Origin of the sequence: Ferruginibacter paludis (genome assembly GCF_030409685.1) — a bacterium.
Taxonomy (GTDB): Bacteria; Bacteroidota; Bacteroidia; order Chitinophagales; family Chitinophagaceae; genus Ferruginibacter; species Ferruginibacter paludis.
This window is the reverse complement of sequence record NZ_JAUFQJ010000004.1, coordinates 155,837-174,207: the sequence shown is the minus strand read 5'-3', so window position 1 is coordinate 174,207 and position 18,371 is coordinate 155,837. Positions and strand designations below refer to the sequence as shown.

Genomic DNA, 18,371 nt, shown 5'->3' with positions numbered 1-18,371 from the left:
TTCTAATTCACCAGGGACTGTAGCTTTTTTTCATTGATGATGCTGATATGGCCTTCTTTGATATCAATCAGTTTTTCACTTCTGAAATCACTCAGTGTTCGGATAAGCGATTCGGTTGCGGTACCGGCAATGCTGGCAAGGCTTTCCCGGTTAATATTTATCACAAATGATTTATCGCTTGCCTGGCTGTATTTTTTTTGCAGTGTCAGTAAAGCTTCCGCCACTTTTTTTCGCAGGGAATTGTATGCAAGCCCCAGCAGTTGTTTTTCTTTTGTTGAAATATTATTGGCCAGTAAGCGGATGAACTGCTGAGCTACTTCTTTATTGTTGTGAATCAATTCTTCAAAATCTTCTTTTGGAATGGGCGCCAGTTGTGAATCTTCCATTGCTACAGCGGTGTCTTTATACACCGTGCCCTCCAGCAATGCAACATAGCCTAAAAAATCACCTGTACTAAATAAATCTGTAACCAGTTCTTTGCCTTCTTCATTGCGCTTAAACACTTTTACTTTACCTTTCACAACATAGTACAACCTGTTTGGATGGTTCCCTTCTGAATAGACAGTTTGCTTCTTTTTGTAATTGTTATAGGAGCGGTCTTCAGCCAACGCCTGTAACATATTTTTTCCGGAACTTAGTTTCATCAGGTCTTCCAATCCTTCCAGGCCGGGTGAAAATTCCCTTTTCAAAAGATCCAATTTTCTTAAGCGGCTGTCAACTGAGTTTAGTAACTCGGTACCGCTGAAAGGCTTGGTAATATAATCATCGGCACCTAACTCCATTCCTTTTCTGAAGTCGTTGCGTTCTGATTTTGCTGTTAAAAAAATGAATGGAATATTTTTCATCGCTTCGTTTTTATGAATGGCATGCAGTACACCATAGCCATCCAGTACGGGCATCATAATATCGCATATAATAAGGTCCGGAGTTTCAGCCATTGCTTTTTCCAGGCCGATTTTTCCGTTTTCGGCCGTGGTAACTTTATAGTTGGAAAGCTCCAGAATTTCGGCAGTATTATTTCTAATATCTGCGTTGTCTTCTATTAACAGTATTTTTTTCATAACCATATTTTTAATTCTGTGTAAGTTGTAGTGGCTTTAAAAATGTATAAGCAATCAAACAATTTAGACAGCCAGAACTGATCCATATTTTACGGACTGTTATCACGCCATTTTTATATTATTTCAAATTTTTTCTTCCTGTTTTTTAAAAGTGATGATAAATTCTGCTCCCTTTTCTAACTTGCTCTTCCACGTCATACTTCCATGCATTAGTGCCGCATACCTTGAAACTATGTGCAGACCGAGGCCCGTGCCCTGTATATTGCGTGCATTGCTTCCGCGAAAGAAAAGTTCAGTTATGTGTTGCTGATCTTCTTTGGAAATACCAATGCCATGATCTTTTACTGAAAGCGAAATCGTTTGTTGAAGGTGAATGGTTTTAATTTCTATCGGACACTCACTATCTGAAAATTTGTGAGCATTGGATACTAAGTTAATAATTATGTGCTTAAGCAGCGATGAATCTAAAAATACATTTTTGTCTCCTCTATGAATATAATAAATTCTTTGATGTTGATTCAGGTTGTTTTTCAGTTCCGCTATCGTACTCATCAGGAATTGCTTAATATCAAATTGGGTAAAATGTACCGGCACCTTTCCCGCTTCAATTTTTCCTGCATTCAGAAAATCGTTTAAAATATTATTCAGCATATCAACGGCTGAAGAAATGCGGCTGAGGTGCTTTTCCCGTTTTGGCTGGTCTGCAGTGCTGGTATAATTTTGTATGAGATAGGCAGAAGATGTAATAGCGCTGAGTGGCGTACGAAATTCATGCGACGCCATTGATATAAAGTCTGACTTAAGTTCATTCAGGTCTTTTTCTTTTTTTAAAGCTGCTATTAAATTTTCCTCAGCCTGTTTTCTTTCAGAGATGTCAACGGCAATTCCCATAAAGCCGGTAATACTTCCAGCCCTGTCTTTCATGGCAGTAATGGTTAACATAACTGGAAATGTGGAGCCATCTTTCCTTATGAAAGTATATTGTTCTTCGGCGTGCATATTCCTGGTTGCTTTTTCTACCAGTACCCTGAAGTCATCTTTTATTACAGTGCCAAATTCTTGTAATAATTCAGCCCGCCTTTGTTGTATTTCTTTTTTGACATGAAAAAGTACGGGTTGTTTTTTATCTATCACTTCCGCGTTGGTGTACCCGGTGTTAAGCTCTGCCTCGGGGTTAAACAATTTTATAATACCCTTTTTATTGGTAGCAATAATCATAGCGCCTGCATTGTTAAGTACCGCTTTTTGAAAGGCAGCAGCTTCTTCCAGTTCGGTATTGATTATTTCCAGCCGGTGTAGTGTAGCTTTTAAGTCATGGGTGCGCTTTTCAACCAGCTGTTCCAGTGCATCTTTTAAGAAGCCGGAGGCGATTGCTGGTTTTTTACCGGCACTGCTGCTGTTGAGAATACTGATTACGTATTTTTCGCCGCTGGCATTGTAAATACTTACAGCCACTTCCAGAAAAAATTCGGATCCATCTTTTCTTTTTGCAACCATGTTAAGTCCGGCAACTGCAGGCAGTGTTGTTCTTTTTAGCCGGCCGGCTTCTGTCGAATGCAGTATGATCTGATCAGGCTTATGGGGCATTATCAAATTAACAGGTTTGCCCAGAAGTTCTTTTTTAGCGAAGCCAAATGCTTTAAGTGCAACCGGGTTGATTGATGCAATTGTCCCTTCGCTGTCAGTAATCACAATGCCTACGCCTGCATTTTTTTCAAAAGCGTCCAAATGAGTTATCTTTCTGATATTCTTTCCGGATACTACAGGCATAACAATCTTTAGAATCTACTAAATTGCCGAAACTATTGATTACTATTCATGATATTAATCAGCCACGGAGTTGACCCTGCGCATCCTTTTCCAAAAGCAAACACCCGGCGGTTACATTTCATGCACCTGACATAAATCACATAATAGCATGACGGATATTGTTTTTTTACAAGGTTGACGCAGTTACTTTTACGATGGTTTTCAAAGAGTATTGAATTTTAATGCGGGGCTGGATTTCTATCCGGCCTCTTGTTTTTTTATCACTTCAGATCATTTGTTGAACGTTGCAGCCGGCTGCTAACGATGCTTTCAATCAGCATTATTTATGATGGCAGTTATTTTTTTACAATGTTGTTCCCTTTATTTTTATCCCGGTTTCTCATTAGGTATATTTAGATAATTACGGGCCGGATTTCTATCCGGCCTTCTTTATGCCCCCTGGTTTTTTTTCGAAGCAAGTAAAGTACTGTTTTCAATCAGTGTAAGAGTTGACGATTGTTATTTTTATTTTGTAGTCTTCATGTTATTTTTATACTGGTTTTTCATAGGATATTGGATTTTAGTACGGGACCGGATTTCTATCCGGTCCCCTTATTTACAGGTCGCATCTCTTACTGACGCTGCCTGATGCTATTTTTCTTTTTAAAGGGCTTGGTGGTTAGGTAACAATATTGCCGTCTTCCATATGGATGATACGGTTTGTCCTTTCTGCAAAACCTTCATCATGCGTTACAATCAACAGCGTTTGCTTAAATTCTGTTGCCAGCTCCCGGAAGATATTGAACACTGTTTCACTGTTTTTTTTATCAAGATTGCCGGTTGGTTCATCTCCCATTATAATCAAAGGATCATTTATAAGAGCCCGGGCAATGGCTACCCTCTGTTTCTCCCCACCGGAAATCTGGTTGGCATTTTTGTTAGCCAGCTGCTGAATACCCAGCATTTTCAGGCGTTCCATGGCACGGTGCTCTACTTCTGCTTCTGAAAATTTATTTAATTTAAGCCCGGGCAGCATTACATTCCTGAGCACAGAAAATTCATTCAGCAAATAATGAAACTGAAACACAAAACCTATTTTCTGATTTCTTACAAGTGCCAGCTGTTTTTCTTTTTTATGAGTCATTATTTCATTGTCAATCAGTAATTCCCCTTCGTAGTCCGTATCCATGGTACTTAAAATATACAGCAGCGTGCTTTTGCCGCAGCCCGATTTACCGGTTACAGAAACAAACTCTCCCTTGTTGACAGAGAATGTAATATTATTCAGGACTTTAACCGTTACAGGGTCGTGAAAATATTTGTTGATGTTTTTAGCCTGCAGTATTATTTCGCTCATAATTATTTGCCTCTGATGATGATTACGGGATCTATTTTGCTGGCTTTTCTTGAAGGAAAATAGCCGGCCAGGTAAGTCGTGATCAATGAAAAAGAAAAACCGATGGAATAATATACCAGGCTGTAATTGATGGGGTAGGTGGTAACGGTGGGTAATGCCGTCATATTAAAAGGTATCCTGCCTATGCCGGATGATAACAGAAAGCCAAACAGTAATCCCGCCAATCCGCCAAAAAAGCCAATGGTGAGCGCAATTACCATGAATATTTTTTTAACATCGCTGCCTGAAAATCCGGTGGCTTTTAAAATGGCGATGGAATCCATTTTTTCATAGATCATCATGTTTAAAATATTGTAGATGCCAAAACCTGCGACAATGAGCAACGTTATGCCCACAGCGTAGGAAATGAGTGTCCGGATAAAGCTGCCTGTCTCAAACTGTGAGTTGGCAGTTTGTATATCTTCTGCATCGCATCCATATAATCCGGCATATTCTTTTGCCACTTTTGGCGCCTGGTTAAGGTCGGTTATTTTTATCTGTATATCGGTAATATAACTAGCCGGTTTGCCCAATAGCTTTTGAGCAGTAGTGATGCTTGCAAACGCCACGGATTTATCATATTCTGAAATGCCAGATTGATAGAGGCCTACCACTTTCAGTTGAAAAATTTCGCCTTTAGCTGTTGCTACCTGTATCACATCGTCTATATTGGCGAGCAATTTTGTTGCAAGGCCTTTTCCCAGTACAATGCTGTTGGCTACATTTTTTATATCTGTTCCCCTGCCATCAATAATATAATCATTAAAGTGAAAAAAATTGCTTTCTGCCTCCACATCAATGCCGTTGACAGATCCGGTTATATCAATTGTGCCGGCATTAAAAAATACCTGTGCAAATATTTTGGGCGCAATGCCAACTACCCGTTCGTCACGCTGAAGGCTTTCTATTATCGTAGTACTGTTGTAAATTTCCTGCCGGCTGCTGCTTGATTTTATAGAACTTATAAAGTTGTGATAATCTTTGTATGCAGCAGCCGAATTAACCGGCTGATCCTTGCTTGGCTTGATATCGTTGTACAGCCTTACGTGTGGTGTTCTGTTTAAAATTAGTCCATCCAGCAGCTTATTAAGCCCTGTCATAAAACTTAGCAAGGTGATAAACATGGTAATACTGAAAGTGACGCCTACGGCTGCTACCAGCGTTTGTTTCCACCTGGCAAGCAGTAAGGATTTGCCAATGCTGAAAATTAATTTGTACTTCATTTTGCCGGCTTAAGAATAACGTCGTTGGCAGTAAGTCCGCTTACAATTTCTACCTGCTGATAGTCCTTAAGCCCGGTGGTAATTTTTCTTTTTTCCTTGCTTTGCATCAGCACATGGTCATCATCCAGTAAATAAGTACGCGGTATCAATAAGGCCTGTTCTTTGGTTTGAATGATGATGTTTGACTCGGTGGTGAGGTTGGGAAAAAGTGTGGCAGGCTTTGTTACAAATGTGGCTTCAACCGTAAAAGATTTGGACCGGTCGTTCATGATGGGGTTTATTTTTGAAATAGTGGCTTCAAAAACCTGTCCTTTATAACTATCCAGTTTTACCATCGTTTTTTGACCTAATCTTATTTTTGCAATATCATATTCATCTACCTGCAGTTCCAGTAAAAAATCATCCGCGTCGCCGATAACAGCAACAGCACTTTGAATATTTACCGTTTCTCCTGTTTCCTTTAAAACGTTGTACACTTTACCGCTGATCTCACTTTTAATGATAAAATCGCCGGCGATGCTGTTGCTGATCTGTAAGTTTTTTTGCGACTGCTGCGCAGCAAAATTCAGTTGTTTTTTCAACTCATTCAATCGTAAAACAGCGGCTTCGTAATTGTTGCCTGAAGTCTTAAAAGCAAGCTCCCGTTGTTCCAGTTCGTTTTTTGTGCCAATACCCTGGCTCCACAAATTGCGTTGTCTCTGAAGCTGCAGTTCATCATTGTCCAGCTTGTTTTTTGCCAGTTCTGTGTTCAGTTTCAGCTCATCCAGTTTATCCTGGTTGGCGCTTACTGAGGCGTAATCCGCAGCCAGTCTGGCATTGTCAATATTCAGCCGGGCGGTTTCGTTCTGCACAATCATTAGTGGGTCGCCTTTTTTTACCATGTCTCCTTCGGTTACCAGTATCTTTTTAATTAAACCATTAATGGTTGAAAAAACCTGGTACTGATTTTTTGTTTTAACAATGCCGGAAGCATAGACCGACTCCGTAATATTCTGAACAACAGGACTTGTTTTTTCGGTTCGGTCTTTACAGGATGTTATCAGCGTTGCAGCGAAGGAAAGAAAAAAAATAAGCCTCATAGATATTTTTTTACGGCATTATGGCCGTTAATAAAAGCCAAAAGTTACACAATTTATTCAGCCGCTTCATTACTTTATGTTGTATGAATTTGGATCGGGCTCGTTTGTTTTACCAAACCTTAACCGTTGCAGCATTTGTTTTATTAACCTGCAGAGACAATTTACAAAAAGATCATGCAACAGTAATTGCTTCATCCAGGTAAACATCCTGTATAGCATTCAGCAGCGCAATGCCCTCTGTAAACGGCCGCTGAAAGGCCTTTCGGCCCGAAATGAGGCCAGTGCCGCCAGCACGTTTGTTGATGATTGCCGTTAGAACCGCTTCCTTTAAATCAGTTTCGCCTGCAGATGCACCGCCGGAATTGATCAGCCCCGCCCGGCCCATAAAACAATTGAGTACCTGGTAACGGCAAAGGTCTATCGGGTTAGCAGTAGTAAGTTCTGTATACATCCGTTCGTCCCATTTTCCGTAACTCATGCTTTCTGAATTCAGCATTTTATAGCCGCCGTTGTTGGCTGGTAATTTTTGTTTAATGATGTCAGCCTGTATGGTTACGCCCAGGTAATTGGCCTGCCCGGTAAGATCTGCAGAAACGTGATAATCGGCATCGGCTCTTTTAAAAACCCGGTTTCTTAAATAACACCATAAAACAGTTGCCATTCCAAGAGAATGCGCTTCCTCAAAAAGCTGGCTTACTTCCTTTATCTGCCGGTCGCTTTCTTCACTGCCAAAATAGATAGTGGCTCCAACGGCCGCTGCACCCATATTCCATGCCTCCCGTACCGAACCGAATATTACCTGGTCGAATTTATTTGGGTATGTAAGTAATTCGTTGTGATTTAGTTTTACAATAAATGGTATCTGGTGCGCATATTTTCTGGAAAGCATCGCCAGGCCGCCAATGGTGGAAGCCACAGCGTTACAGCCGCCCTCTATTGCAAGGCGGATAATATTTTCCGGATCAAAATAAATTGGGTTAGGCGCAAAGGAAGCTCCTGCACTGTGTTCAACGCCCTGGTCAACGGGTAATATTGAAAGATAACCCGTGCCACTTAACCGTCCGTGTTTATAAACAGACGCCAGGCTGCGCAATGTTTGATTGCTCCTGTTGGACTGGCTCAGCACCTTGTCAATGAAATCCGGCGAGGGCAGGTGCAATAAATCTTTTGTAACCGTTTCGCAGGTATGAGAAAGCAGGGCTGCATTTTTGTCGCCAATCAGGGCGGTTATTTCGTCGGTAGTCATGATTGTATTTTATGTTGAATTAACAAACGAACTTTTCTAATATTTACAGGCACATTTATTGAACAGCTATTTTGAGTTGATCAAATATTAATTCCACGTCCTCTTTATTACATAATTGTGTTCCTTCATTTAACGTAGCCGCAGTACCGCAGGCAACGCCAAACTGCACAGCTTCCATGAGTTCATGTCCATTTGAAAGATGCCAAACAATTCCGGCCACCATGCTGTCACCCGCTCCCACAGTGCTTTTTCTTTTTACGTCCGGCGGAGTAATAATTTCCGCCAGTTCTTTTGTAACCAGCATGGCACCTTGTGCCCCCATGGATATCACCAGCACTTCACATTTGCCGGCAGCAATTATTTGCCTTGCAACAACTAAAATGTCTGCTGGCAATAAAGCTGTTTTCCCGGCCAGCGTGCATAGTTCCCCAAGATTCGGTTTTAAAAGATACACACCTTCGTCTGCAGCTTCTTTCAATGCTTCGCCGGAGGTATCAACAACAAATTTCGCTCCCTTATTTTTGGCCAGCCTTGCCAGTTGCGCATAAATGTTAAGCGGTACGCCCGGTGGCAAACTTCCACTGGCGACAATAAACCCAATGTCGTCAATATCTTTTACAGCCTGCAGGCATGCTTTCCATTCCGCATCATTCAACGGAGTACCGGGCATACCAAAACGGTACTGGTTGCCGGTGCTGTCATCGTATACGATAATATTTTCCCTCGTTTCATTGGATGAGTTGATGATCACAACCGGAATATTTTCTTTTTCGAGGAGGTGATCGAAATAACGACCGGTGTAGCCGCCGGAAGGGTAAATGGCTGTTGCAACGCCACCCAACTTTTTGATGGCCCGGGCTACATTAATGCCACCACCGCCCGGCTCCAGTTTGGGAGTGGCGCACGCCAATTTTTTTTCAGGAAGTAAAGCAGCGACGGAAGTACTTTTATCAATACAGGGGCTAAACGTAATCGTAACAATGCGATGCATAAAGTGTAGAATTGTTGATAAAGTTAGCGCAATTCTCCGCCAGTATTATGACATGAATCAATCGAAAAGATGAATGACATCACCCCCCTGAATATTAATGGCAGCGAATTTGTGTACCCGTCAAAATACTGCTTTCGCCATTGCTTTTAAAAGTTGCTCAATAAAATAAAAAGGAAACTTTATGGACGGCAGGCTAATCATCTTCGTAGCGGCCCGTTTTTTCATCAATAACAATCCGGAAAAATACCGGACGGTTTTTTACATGCCATTTTACTTGCGTACCGTTAACAGTGGTATTATGCGGCAAAACCGGCTGATTTATTTTTTGGTATAAATTTTTTTCGGCAAACATTTTCATCGCTGTATAACGGTCCCGTTCTTCTTCCAGTTCCTGAAAAATGCCTTGTACCATCACACTTTTCCAATGTGTAAAATCAATACATTCCTCAACCTGCAAGCACACGCGGTTATTTTTTCGCATCATATCCAGTTTTGCACCGGGCGTTGAATGGCAAAAAATAAAATGATCATCGTATACATAATTAACAGGATACACATAGGTGTTGTAGCCGTCAGTGCAACCTAAATGGCCAACTACCTGTATTTTCAAAAGCAACTCAACTTCGCCTGCTGATAAAATGCCAATCATATCATGCTGGTTTTAGCAATTACCTTTTTTTTGAAACTTTTTCCTTGTATATGTGGATTCAATACGACTAATTTTTTATCATAATCTTTTACAAAAAACAAGTCTTTTCCTTTACCATGTATTACCTCAAATCCTTCTCTTTTTAAATAAATAGACTGCATGATTGCGCCGCCGGGAAATTTTGGGTTTAGAAAACCTCCTTCTCTCAGCACACGCCAGTAGGGGGTAATTTTCTTTTCACCTTTCACCTTGTCTTCTTCGGCGGCATGTGCTGCAATGTTTAAAAAAATGCCGGTGGTCAATGGGCAAGTCATGTCTGCGTTAAACTTTTGTGCCAGGAAGCTGCGGATAGTATTTACTGTTGCGAGTTGGCCTTTCGGTATTTTTTTTATAACTCCATCAACAAGCATGGGAGTTGGTACAAGCATCTTTCCGTGTCCTATTTTGCTGGCCCATTTCTCGGGCACTTCTACTATTTTAGGGGCTATTGCTTTTTCAAGTTTTATTCTCCATCCGGAGAAATTTTTCCCTTCTTTCATTTGATTTGTTTTGCGGCTCAAAGAGGTTGAATTGCATACTGTAAGCTGTTCATGCCAGCGAAGTTCCATCATCCCATGTGTTCACAGATAAAAGTAATAGCAACCATTATTATAAACAATGATGGCCGTCAGTTGGTTATTCATTTTGGGGAGAGGAAGAATAATAACGCAACCCGCCATTGAAGAAATAACAAGCGCTTATTTGCTGCGTTAATTTCCTTTTATTCTTTTGATTAATGCTTCAATCGTTTGGCTCGTCCATCCCTGGAAACGCCCGCGTTGCACTACGAGTTTATTTTCAGCAGGGTATTGCAAAAAATAATGAAAGGCGAATTTTTCTTTTGGATTTTGCCAGCCAATTACCTGTCCAAAACGGAGGTCATTAAAAAGCAACGTGTCATTCCTTTTTTCTACCGTATAAAATTGTTGCGAAAAACGAATGAGTTGCTGTAGATTTTCCTGCCGTGAATAGGGTTGAAGCAATGAATCGTTTCGGGAGAAATACTGAAGACTCATTTCTTTTTTACTGTCAAAAACAGAACGGTACCCAACGTAGTATCCCTTGCTATCGCCAGCCACCACAAACCATAGCCAGTTTTGCAAGGGTGCGGGCGTTGTAAAATATTGTGTATAGTGAATGTGTTGCCGCTGTAAGATATCTTCTACATTACGGTTGATGATAGATTTATTGAACAAACAATACACCAGGTAAAGGGCACTCAGGCCAAGCCCTGCCTGCCACCATTTTTTTCGGCGGTTGTTACTTTTTCTAATACCTATCAAGGCTCCGCAGGCAATTGCTGGCCAGATGGAGAAAAATGGATCTGCAACATAAATGGCATTGAAACTGATGCGCCGGTGATTAAAAGGTTCAAACCAGCCAACACCGTAGTTATTAAAGGCATCAATAAAAATATGGATGAAAATTACACCTCCAAAAAACAACAACCATTTTTTTAAACGGATATCATGCGGCCTGTGCAGCCGTTCAGCCGCCCACGCAAACAGGGGTGTAATAAGCGCACAAAACAACAGGGAGTGTGTAAAGCCGCGGTGTGCCAGCAAAGCGGAAGTGGTATCTAACCAAAAAGAGGAAACAAAATCGATATCGGGAATACTTTGGGCCAATGCGCCCCACAGCATGGCTTTTTTACCCAGCGTTTTGCCTGCAAAAGCCTCGCCCATACAAGCGCCCAGGGCAATATGTGTAAGTGAATCCATAGATTTGGCTGCAAGTAAGCTGCTGCCGTTAACTCCTTTTTTTGTTAAACAAACCAAATTTACCAGACTTTTTTCAATACCTGCGTTCAGGTGTATTTCAATTGCTAAAAAATGCTGTCAACATTTGGTTGCTAACTGCTGTTTACAGGCAGCTGAAAAAATTGAGTGGTTTAAAAAAGGTACTAACCATCATTCCATCTTACGTGTAAATGGTCTGCGCTGCGATCGGATTTATAGAAATATACAGGGTCCGTGCATAATTTAGTATCAGCAGCTTCAGCAAGCACTTCCGTTAGCGATGCCTGGTTATTATTTGCCTTGAGCTAACATTTTTGAATAGATATTCACTTCAACAGCATGGCTATTTATTATGGGCTATAAAAAGTGGCAGTTTTATTTCCTTCATCAGGGTATCTGCCATACTTTCCCGCAGCCAGCGGCTCACACTGCCCCTTTTGTAGGCACCCAAAACGACCAGCGCTCCGGTTGCCTGTTTTTTTAACCGTTTTACAATTTCATCTTCCGGCCAGCCTTTAACAATGGTATAACTGGCATTGGGATAGTGCCTTTTCATAAACTCTTTCATCAGTTTATTATCGGGCACATGCAGTGAAGTGTCAGCAGGTTTTACTGAAATTACTTCTGTTTCCAGTTCCTTTAAATGCGGCAGCAGGTAGCTGAACATTTTGATGGCGTGCACTGATGTTGGCTCACCATCAAAGAGCAAAATTATTTTATTGATAGGCTGGTAAGTATCCTGCACCAGCAACACCGGACATTGCGCATCGGTCAGCAGGTCGCGGATAAAACGGGTAGGCACTTTCTCGGGGTAATGTGTCAATGTTTCTTTTGCATTAATTACCAGCAGGTCGGCATAAATGCTTTCATGTTTCAGTTCCAGTATAGGTGTGTTGTGGTCGTGGTGTATGGCATAGGTAAGACCGGATTTCCGGCAGGCGCTTTCAAAATTTTCGGCCGCTGCGGTACGGGTAGCTTTATCTTTTGCTTCCAGTTTTTTAAGCTTAGTATTGTTTACACCTTCTTTTGTAATAAGGTCGTAAATTTTATAACTGGTGTAAGTAGGGTCGTCTAAAAATATTCCAAACAAATGCATCTTTTCCTGCCGGGCAATTTGCACAGCATATGCTTCTGTATTTTCTGCATAATTAAGTCCGTCAAATGCGGCGATTATTTTTTTCATATACATGGTTCTGTTTATAAATGATTGCAATATGGTTTAGGCCGTAGCAGTTTACCGGTGTGTTATAAAGATGGGGTGGGCTACCGTTTTAATAAGCATATCCGCATGACTGGTTTGTATAAACTGTGATAAGGCATTTCTACCGTACGATCCCATCACCAGGAGCATATTTTTTCTGGTAAACAAAGCTTCAAATAAAATGCTATCCGTTTTTCCTTTTTGCGCTTCAAAGTGAAGGTCGGTATAATGATCCTTCAGCCATTCTTTAAATTTGTATTTATCAGGATCATGCCATTCGCCGGCTTCATTTATCTGAAGTATAGTTGCCTTTTTATTGCTCAGCTCCGGCAACAGGTAGGTGAATTGTTTGATTGCAAACAATGATGATGCGGATCCATTGTAGGTGAATACAATTTCATCAATTCCGTCAAAGCTTTCTGGTGCAATAATCACCGGGCATTCTGCTTTTGTAAGAATATTTTTTACAAAACTACTCGGTGTGCCTGCAAATTGTTTTGTAAAACTCAGCGCCGCATCTGCTACAAGTATATCTGCAAAACGGGTTTCTTCCAGGAGGTCTGTCTCTGGCACACCCAGGTCACGGTGCAGCTGAAAGCATACTTCCTGCTGTATGCAGCTTTCTTTAAAAAGCCGGACATTGTTCTCAATCAGTTGTACTTTGGTTTGATATTCCTGCGAAGCCTCATTTATCTCCCAGTTTACATAGGCCCTGCCATAGGCTTTTTTCAAGACGGGTTTTTCATCTGCTACCAGGTTTTCTAAAAACACCCCTGTTACTTTCGATCTTGTTAACCTGGCAAGGTAACAGGCAAACTCCAGCGAATTCTTATTTACTACCCTGGCATCAATTGCTAAAAGAATCTTTTCCATTGTTAAAATATTTTCAGGTAACGTATTCTGCGGTTACACAACGCTGGCAATTGGCGGTAGTATAGCAAAATCCGTTCTGCAAGTTATTTATGAGCGATAAAGACGGGCAGCTTATGATCGGTTATTATGTCCTGGATAAAGCTGTTTTTAAAGAGCTGGGATATGCCGGACCGTCCATAAGAGCCGCTTACCAGTATGGCCGATTTTGCCTGGTTCACCCAGGAACTGAAGTTTTTTTTGGGATCTGTATTCAACTTAAATAAAGTGAGATCGCTGAAATGCCTGGCCGCCAGTTCTTCAATCTGTATCTTATCAGGTATATCTTTTGAAGCGTCTTTGTGGGCATATACCAGCATCGTTTTTAACCCCGTTAGTTCTGGAAAAAGATACGCAAACTGCTTAATGGCAAATACGGCTTCATTGCTTCCGTCATATGCGAGGATAATGCTTTCGGGAAAATCATATTTTTCAGGCACCAGCAACACCGGGCAGGCAATATCGTGCAGGGTATCGCGTAAATATTCATTGGGCATATGTGTGCCCATGTTTTTGTAAAAGCTTTCGGTGCCAATTAATAACAGGTCTGCAAAACGACTTTCTTTTTTTAACTCCGGCAGCGCAAGATCATAGAAATCTTTGTGTACCCTGAAGTCGATATTGTTGCTGATGCATTGTTTTTTAAAATGCTCAATATTTTCCATTACCATTTCTGCATCATCTGTTTCCAGTTGGGGAATAAATGGCACGCTTACCCCTCCGGCATAACTCCAGAGGTAGGCAATTTCAGCCTGTGGCAAAAAAATACCAGTAAGTAAAACCGGTTGTAGCTCATTTAACCTTCGGGCAAATTCAAAAGCACCTTCGGAAAAATGAGTATTGTCAAATGCGATGATTATCTTTTTCATACAGCTTTTTTTTGCTTGTTAAGTACTTCAATATTGCATGAAAGTAAAACGGCACGCAGTGCCAACAAATGATAGCAGATAATAGAAAAGGTGATTTTGGTCAGTAATTGATGCAAGGAGAAAAACAGTCAGGTAAGATAGCAACGAGAGCTTAACTAAGTTATATAGTCAATCAAAAATGTAACCACCACCTCTATTTTAAAAGTGGAATGACTACAGTGTTGTATGTATACATTTATGGGCAGATTGTAGCCATTATTGGCAAGCGGCGGATCAGGAGTTAACTGTAAATTTTTGAATGATGCTTACGAGGCCGGATTTTTGGACAACGCCACTTTGCCGCCACAGCTGTTTACCATTTTTAAACAGAATCAGGGTTGGTACACCCTGCACCTGGTATTCGCTGGCTGCAGCGGGATTTTTATCCACGTCTACCTTAATGATGGTAGCCGAGTCACCAATTTCTTTTTTTACTTCTTTTAAAATGGGCGCCATCATTTTGCAGGGGCCACACCATTCAGCTGAAAAATCTACCAGCACGGGTTTGTCTGATTGTATCATTTGATGAAATGTCATAAAGAAAATTTTATTTTTAGCAATCGCGTTACTATCATGTTTAATAGTCTGGTCAGGCGGATTTCTGTACTGCAAAATTAAAACCAAAGTGTAGCATAGATTGGTAACAATGGTTACATTTTGAAAGCGTCAACGGATTTATTTATGAAAGAAGGCGTCCATTGACGAACAGAACACTTGTTTCTTTAAGCATCAATCTACAGATTTAACCGGATAAAAGTAAGTGCAACGTTGGATAAGCTGCACTTACTTTTGTTTTTCCATGAACTGACAGTGGATATAAAATGGGGTGTTAAGATACCGGACTATAGAGCCGGTTATCAAAGCCACTTTCTTTGGTACAGCAATCGGGTTTAATTATAGAAATTTTGGGACAATGAATTTGAAATCACCTTAAATTCTTCGCTGTTGCGAATGATTTGATACCGGTTATTAATGGCCCTGATATTTGGGTTAGACATATGCTTCTCGTTGTACGGTGCCAGCATATCTATTTCAATTACATTTCCGGTACCGTCGACCGTGCGGGTGAAAACGCGGTAGTGGAAATGCCAGGGGTTTAAATCGCTGTTGGAAGCATCGCCATTGGAGGTGTCACTGGTGTAAGAGTCATTAAAGCCCTCAAAAATAAGTTCGTTTAAATGGCTGGAATGTATCTGCAGCTGATCTGTTATATTAATAAACTGATTCAACTCCGGATCGTCGTGTACAATGCCACTATCCCAGATTGTTTCGCCATTTAAAAAAACCACCAGCCTGTTATCAACATGTTTTACGTTGATCCAATATTCTTTTTTCATTTGTTTAAATTTTTAGATCCTGGTAATTGGGTTATCTTAATTATGGATGTAAAAATAGAAAATGGCGGTGTGGCAATGCATGATGCATATCATTAAAGTATGTGATATTTATTTTTGTGAAATCATAAAAATATAGCTGCTGGTTGATAGGTTTTTAATGGCATCTGTACTGGTTTATGGCTGCACAGGTGTGCCAGGCATCCAGGAGGTGCTATGGCGCAGGGACAACCAGACACGGGCAGCGTTTATTTTTTGGCGGTGCAGGTGTTTAAACCAAGGATGGTATATAGCGGGCAAAAACTTACGAGGCTGGTCAGCACAAAAATTGCAGCCAGCACAAGCAACACTATACCAAAAGTGCCGGTAACGGTATTGGTAAAATACAGGGCGGCAAAAATGGCAGCTGCAATTAAACGAACAATACGGTCGGTAGTACCCATATTCTTTTTCATATCAATTTGTTTTATTTTGATGTAAGATAAACTGCCGAAAAAAGGTAGACGGATACTTTTGTTACACTTAACGGAGGCTTTAATTACCTCGCCAGGTAACCACCATCTACAGGGTAATAGCTACCCGTTACAAAAGCAGCTTTATCACTCGCAAGCCACACAATCAATTCGGCAACCTCCACGCTTTTACCAAGTCTGCCAACAGGATGCAACGTTATTACCTGCTTTTTCATTTCTTCGCTCAGCAAGCCTAATAACGGCGTATCGATAAAACCCGGACCAACTGTGTTGATACGTATATTTTGGGCAGCGTATTCTACAGCGGCAGTTTGGGTAAGACCAATGATACCATGTTTGGCAGCAGTGTATCCTGCAGCACCGGCAAAACCCACCGAGCTTAAAATAGACCCTACATTGACGATACTGCCACCACCGGTTTTTAGCATTGCCTGCAACTGGTATTTCATTCCGTAAAAAACGCTGTTTAAATTCACCGCTATCACTTTATTCCAGCCTTCAATGCTCATGTCGGCAGCTGCGTTCATTTCTCCGCTTATCCCTGCATTGTTTACCGCCATATCCAGGCGGCCAAATGTGGTTACTGAAAAATTTACCAGCGACTCCATTTGTTCCGGTACTGAAACATCCGCTTTAAAAAAAGCTGATTTTCCTCCGGCTGAACGGATGTCTGCTGCAACGGCTTCGCCCGCAGCTTCCTGAAGATCTGATATAATTACACTGGCGCCTTCCTTTGCAAACAACAGGGCAGTAGCTTTACCAATACCTGACGCGGCACCGGTAACAAGAGCTGTTTTATCTTTCATAACTGTAGTATTTAACTGATACAATGCGGCAATATACCGGTGCCAAATTTATCAGAAACGCCTTGAAGTTTTAATGATTGCAAATGGATAAAAAATTGACGTTGGTCAGCGAACTTTACGGTCCTGCAAATGCAATTTGCCGACATGACTAGTCCTGATCCAGTTCTTCTACCTCGCCCATATCTTTCAGGTAACTAAAAACCTTTGCAGCTTCTTCTTCATCAACTATACCAATGGCTGCTCCGACATGTACAAGTACATAGTCGCCTGTTTTCGCCTGCGGAACCATGCATAAATTGATTTCTTTCATTATGCTGCCAAACGAAACTTTGCCAAAACGGAAGGTATCATCCAGTTGGTTGCTGATGGAAATTATTTTACCCGGTATGGCTAGGCACATGAATTTGATTTTACTTTTTATACAGTTTAGTTAGGCTGGCATAGCTGCGGCTGCTTTTAATTTTAACCAATTGTACCAGGTTGTTAATCCTTCACCGCTGGTACAGCTTAGCTCAATAATTTCCAGTGCAGGATTTATTTTTTTTGCGTTGGCTTTTACTTTTTCAATGTCAAAAGGAACGTAGGGGAGGAGGTCTGTTTTATTGATGATGCAAAGGGTGGAAGAATGAAACATGTCAGGGTACTTTAGCGGCTTGTCGTCGCCTTCTGTTACGCTGATGATGACCACTCTTTCTTTTTCACCCAGGTCAAACATGGCGGGACAAACAAGGTTGCCTACGTTTTCAATAAAGAGCACGCTATCCTGTACGGGTTTCATGCCCTGTACGGCGTGCAACACCATGTGTGCATCTAAGTGACACCCCTTGCCGGTATTGATTTGTACCACTTTTGTTCCGGTGGCGTGTATGCGGTCTGCATCGTTGGTGGTTTGCTGATCGCCTTCAATAACGGCAAAATTCAATTGGCCTTTAAGATCAGTCAATGTTTTTTCCAGCAGGGAGGTTTTGCCGGAGCCGGGAGAACTTACCAGGTTCAATGCCAGTATATTTTTCGCATCGAAATAGCCACGGTTTCTTTCTGCAAGCAGGTTATTCCCGTGCAGGATATCCTGTTCAACATCCACTACTTTTTTATGGGAATGTTCGTGAAGATGATGGTCTGAATGATCGTGTTGATGACTGTGTTCATGCATGGTGATGGTTGCACCGGTATCACATCCGCAGGTTGCACACATAGCTGTAATTTTTTAGTATTGATTTTATTTTTACGAAACAACCAGTGATTTTACCCGCAATTCTTTTCCGGCTGTTATCCCTATTAAATACCCGCCACAAAAAGGGCAGGCATCGTATAAATTTTCTAATTCAAAAGTATGGTCGCAGTCAGAGCAATTGCCTTTTCCTTTTATTCTGTTTACTTTTTTTACCGCCCGTTCTAAAATTGTTCGCTTTACTCCCTGCTTCCAGGCAAATTCAAACGCATTCATTTCTATCGTGGATAAACAACCAATGTCGAGTTCAATCTCATCAATAACGGCAGCGTCTTTTTTTGCAGCCTGTTCCAGCGCTATATCAACAATGCTCATTACAATAGAAAGCTCATGCATA

The 18,371-nt window shown here is 41.2% G+C and carries 20 protein-coding genes; all 20 read right to left on the bottom strand.

The features are described 5' to 3' along the window. Window positions 1-2: 2 nt before the first annotated feature. The gene (locus QWZ08_RS06500) at window positions 3-1,061 is read right to left on the bottom strand and encodes a response regulator (protein WP_290336453.1); all 1,059 of its coding nucleotides are present in this window, start codon (window positions 1,059-1,061) and stop codon (window positions 3-5) included. A gap of 123 nt (window positions 1,062-1,184) precedes the next feature. Continuing rightward, window positions 1,185-2,831, bottom strand: a complete 1,647-nt coding sequence (locus QWZ08_RS06495; protein WP_290336451.1) for a sensor histidine kinase — start codon at window positions 2,829-2,831, stop codon at window positions 1,185-1,187. A gap of 658 nt (window positions 2,832-3,489) precedes the next feature. Beyond that, a complete protein-coding gene (locus tag QWZ08_RS06490) occupies window positions 3,490-4,167 on the bottom strand; it encodes an ABC transporter ATP-binding protein (protein ID WP_290336450.1) in 678 nt (225 codons plus the stop codon). A 2-nt stretch (window positions 4,168-4,169) separates the two neighbouring features. Next, a complete protein-coding gene (locus QWZ08_RS06485) occupies window positions 4,170-5,429 on the bottom strand; it encodes an ABC transporter permease (RefSeq protein ID WP_290336449.1) in 1,260 nt (419 codons plus the stop codon). Beyond that, window positions 5,426-6,508: an efflux RND transporter periplasmic adaptor subunit gene (locus QWZ08_RS06480; protein WP_290336448.1), complete on the bottom strand. Its 1,083-nt coding sequence runs from the start codon at window positions 6,506-6,508 to the stop codon at window positions 5,426-5,428. The genes QWZ08_RS06485 and QWZ08_RS06480 overlap by 4 nt, the downstream gene beginning before the upstream one ends. A gap of 172 nt (window positions 6,509-6,680) precedes the next feature. Next, the gene (locus QWZ08_RS06475) at window positions 6,681-7,754 is read right to left on the bottom strand and encodes a class I fructose-bisphosphate aldolase (RefSeq protein ID WP_290336447.1); all 1,074 of its coding nucleotides are present in this window, start codon (window positions 7,752-7,754) and stop codon (window positions 6,681-6,683) included. A 55-nt stretch (window positions 7,755-7,809) separates the two neighbouring features. Further along, window positions 7,810-8,745 carry a 1-phosphofructokinase family hexose kinase gene (locus tag QWZ08_RS06470; RefSeq protein WP_290336446.1) on the bottom strand — a complete coding sequence of 312 codons (936 nt, stop codon included), beginning with the start codon at window positions 8,743-8,745 and terminating at the stop codon, window positions 7,810-7,812. Between the two features lie 193 nt (window positions 8,746-8,938). Then, on the bottom strand, window positions 8,939-9,394 hold the full coding sequence (locus QWZ08_RS06465) for a pyridoxamine 5'-phosphate oxidase family protein (RefSeq protein WP_290336445.1): 456 nt from the start codon (window positions 9,392-9,394) through the stop codon (window positions 8,939-8,941). After that, on the bottom strand, window positions 9,391-9,933 hold the full coding sequence (locus tag QWZ08_RS06460) for an MGMT family protein (protein ID WP_290336444.1): 543 nt from the start codon (window positions 9,931-9,933) through the stop codon (window positions 9,391-9,393). The genes QWZ08_RS06465 and QWZ08_RS06460 overlap by 4 nt, the downstream gene beginning before the upstream one ends. A 210-nt stretch (window positions 9,934-10,143) precedes the next feature. Next, window positions 10,144-11,154, bottom strand: a complete 1,011-nt coding sequence (locus QWZ08_RS06455; protein ID WP_290336443.1) for a metal-dependent hydrolase — start codon at window positions 11,152-11,154, stop codon at window positions 10,144-10,146. A 361-nt stretch (window positions 11,155-11,515) separates the two neighbouring features. Beyond that, window positions 11,516-12,355, bottom strand: coding sequence for a universal stress protein (locus tag QWZ08_RS06450; protein ID WP_290336442.1), 840 nt, complete (start codon window positions 12,353-12,355; stop codon window positions 11,516-11,518). A gap of 51 nt (window positions 12,356-12,406) precedes the next feature. Then, the gene (locus QWZ08_RS06445; RefSeq protein ID WP_290336441.1) at window positions 12,407-13,246 is read right to left on the bottom strand and encodes an adenine nucleotide alpha hydrolase family protein; all 840 of its coding nucleotides are present in this window, start codon (window positions 13,244-13,246) and stop codon (window positions 12,407-12,409) included. An 83-nt stretch (window positions 13,247-13,329) separates the two neighbouring features. After that, window positions 13,330-14,151, bottom strand: coding sequence for an adenine nucleotide alpha hydrolase family protein (locus QWZ08_RS06440; RefSeq protein ID WP_290336440.1), 822 nt, complete (start codon window positions 14,149-14,151; stop codon window positions 13,330-13,332). A gap of 273 nt (window positions 14,152-14,424) precedes the next feature. Beyond that, window positions 14,425-14,727 carry a thioredoxin gene (gene trxA, locus QWZ08_RS06435; RefSeq protein WP_290336439.1) on the bottom strand — a complete coding sequence of 101 codons (303 nt, stop codon included), beginning with the start codon at window positions 14,725-14,727 and terminating at the stop codon, window positions 14,425-14,427. Between the two features lie 353 nt (window positions 14,728-15,080). Further along, window positions 15,081-15,527 carry a hypothetical protein gene (locus tag QWZ08_RS06430; protein ID WP_290336438.1) on the bottom strand — a complete coding sequence of 149 codons (447 nt, stop codon included), beginning with the start codon at window positions 15,525-15,527 and terminating at the stop codon, window positions 15,081-15,083. A gap of 245 nt (window positions 15,528-15,772) precedes the next feature. Further along, entirely contained in the window at window positions 15,773-15,979 is a 207-nt protein-coding gene (locus QWZ08_RS06425) for a YgaP family membrane protein (RefSeq protein WP_290336437.1), read from the bottom strand. 83 nt (window positions 15,980-16,062) lie between these two features. Beyond that, complete coding sequence (locus tag QWZ08_RS06420) at window positions 16,063-16,803, bottom strand: SDR family NAD(P)-dependent oxidoreductase (RefSeq protein WP_290336436.1); 741 nt, start codon at window positions 16,801-16,803, stop codon at window positions 16,063-16,065. A 148-nt stretch (window positions 16,804-16,951) separates the two neighbouring features. Beyond that, window positions 16,952-17,203 carry a HypC/HybG/HupF family hydrogenase formation chaperone gene (locus QWZ08_RS06415; protein ID WP_290336435.1) on the bottom strand — a complete coding sequence of 84 codons (252 nt, stop codon included), beginning with the start codon at window positions 17,201-17,203 and terminating at the stop codon, window positions 16,952-16,954. Window positions 17,204-17,233: 30 nt separating this feature from the next. Beyond that, window positions 17,234-17,998 carry a hydrogenase nickel incorporation protein HypB gene (gene hypB / locus QWZ08_RS06410; RefSeq protein WP_290336434.1) on the bottom strand — a complete coding sequence of 255 codons (765 nt, stop codon included), beginning with the start codon at window positions 17,996-17,998 and terminating at the stop codon, window positions 17,234-17,236. A gap of 30 nt (window positions 17,999-18,028) precedes the next feature. Next, window positions 18,029-18,370, bottom strand: coding sequence for a hydrogenase maturation nickel metallochaperone HypA/HybF (locus QWZ08_RS06405; RefSeq protein WP_290336433.1), 342 nt, complete (start codon window positions 18,368-18,370; stop codon window positions 18,029-18,031). Window position 18,371: the final 1 nt, after the last annotated feature.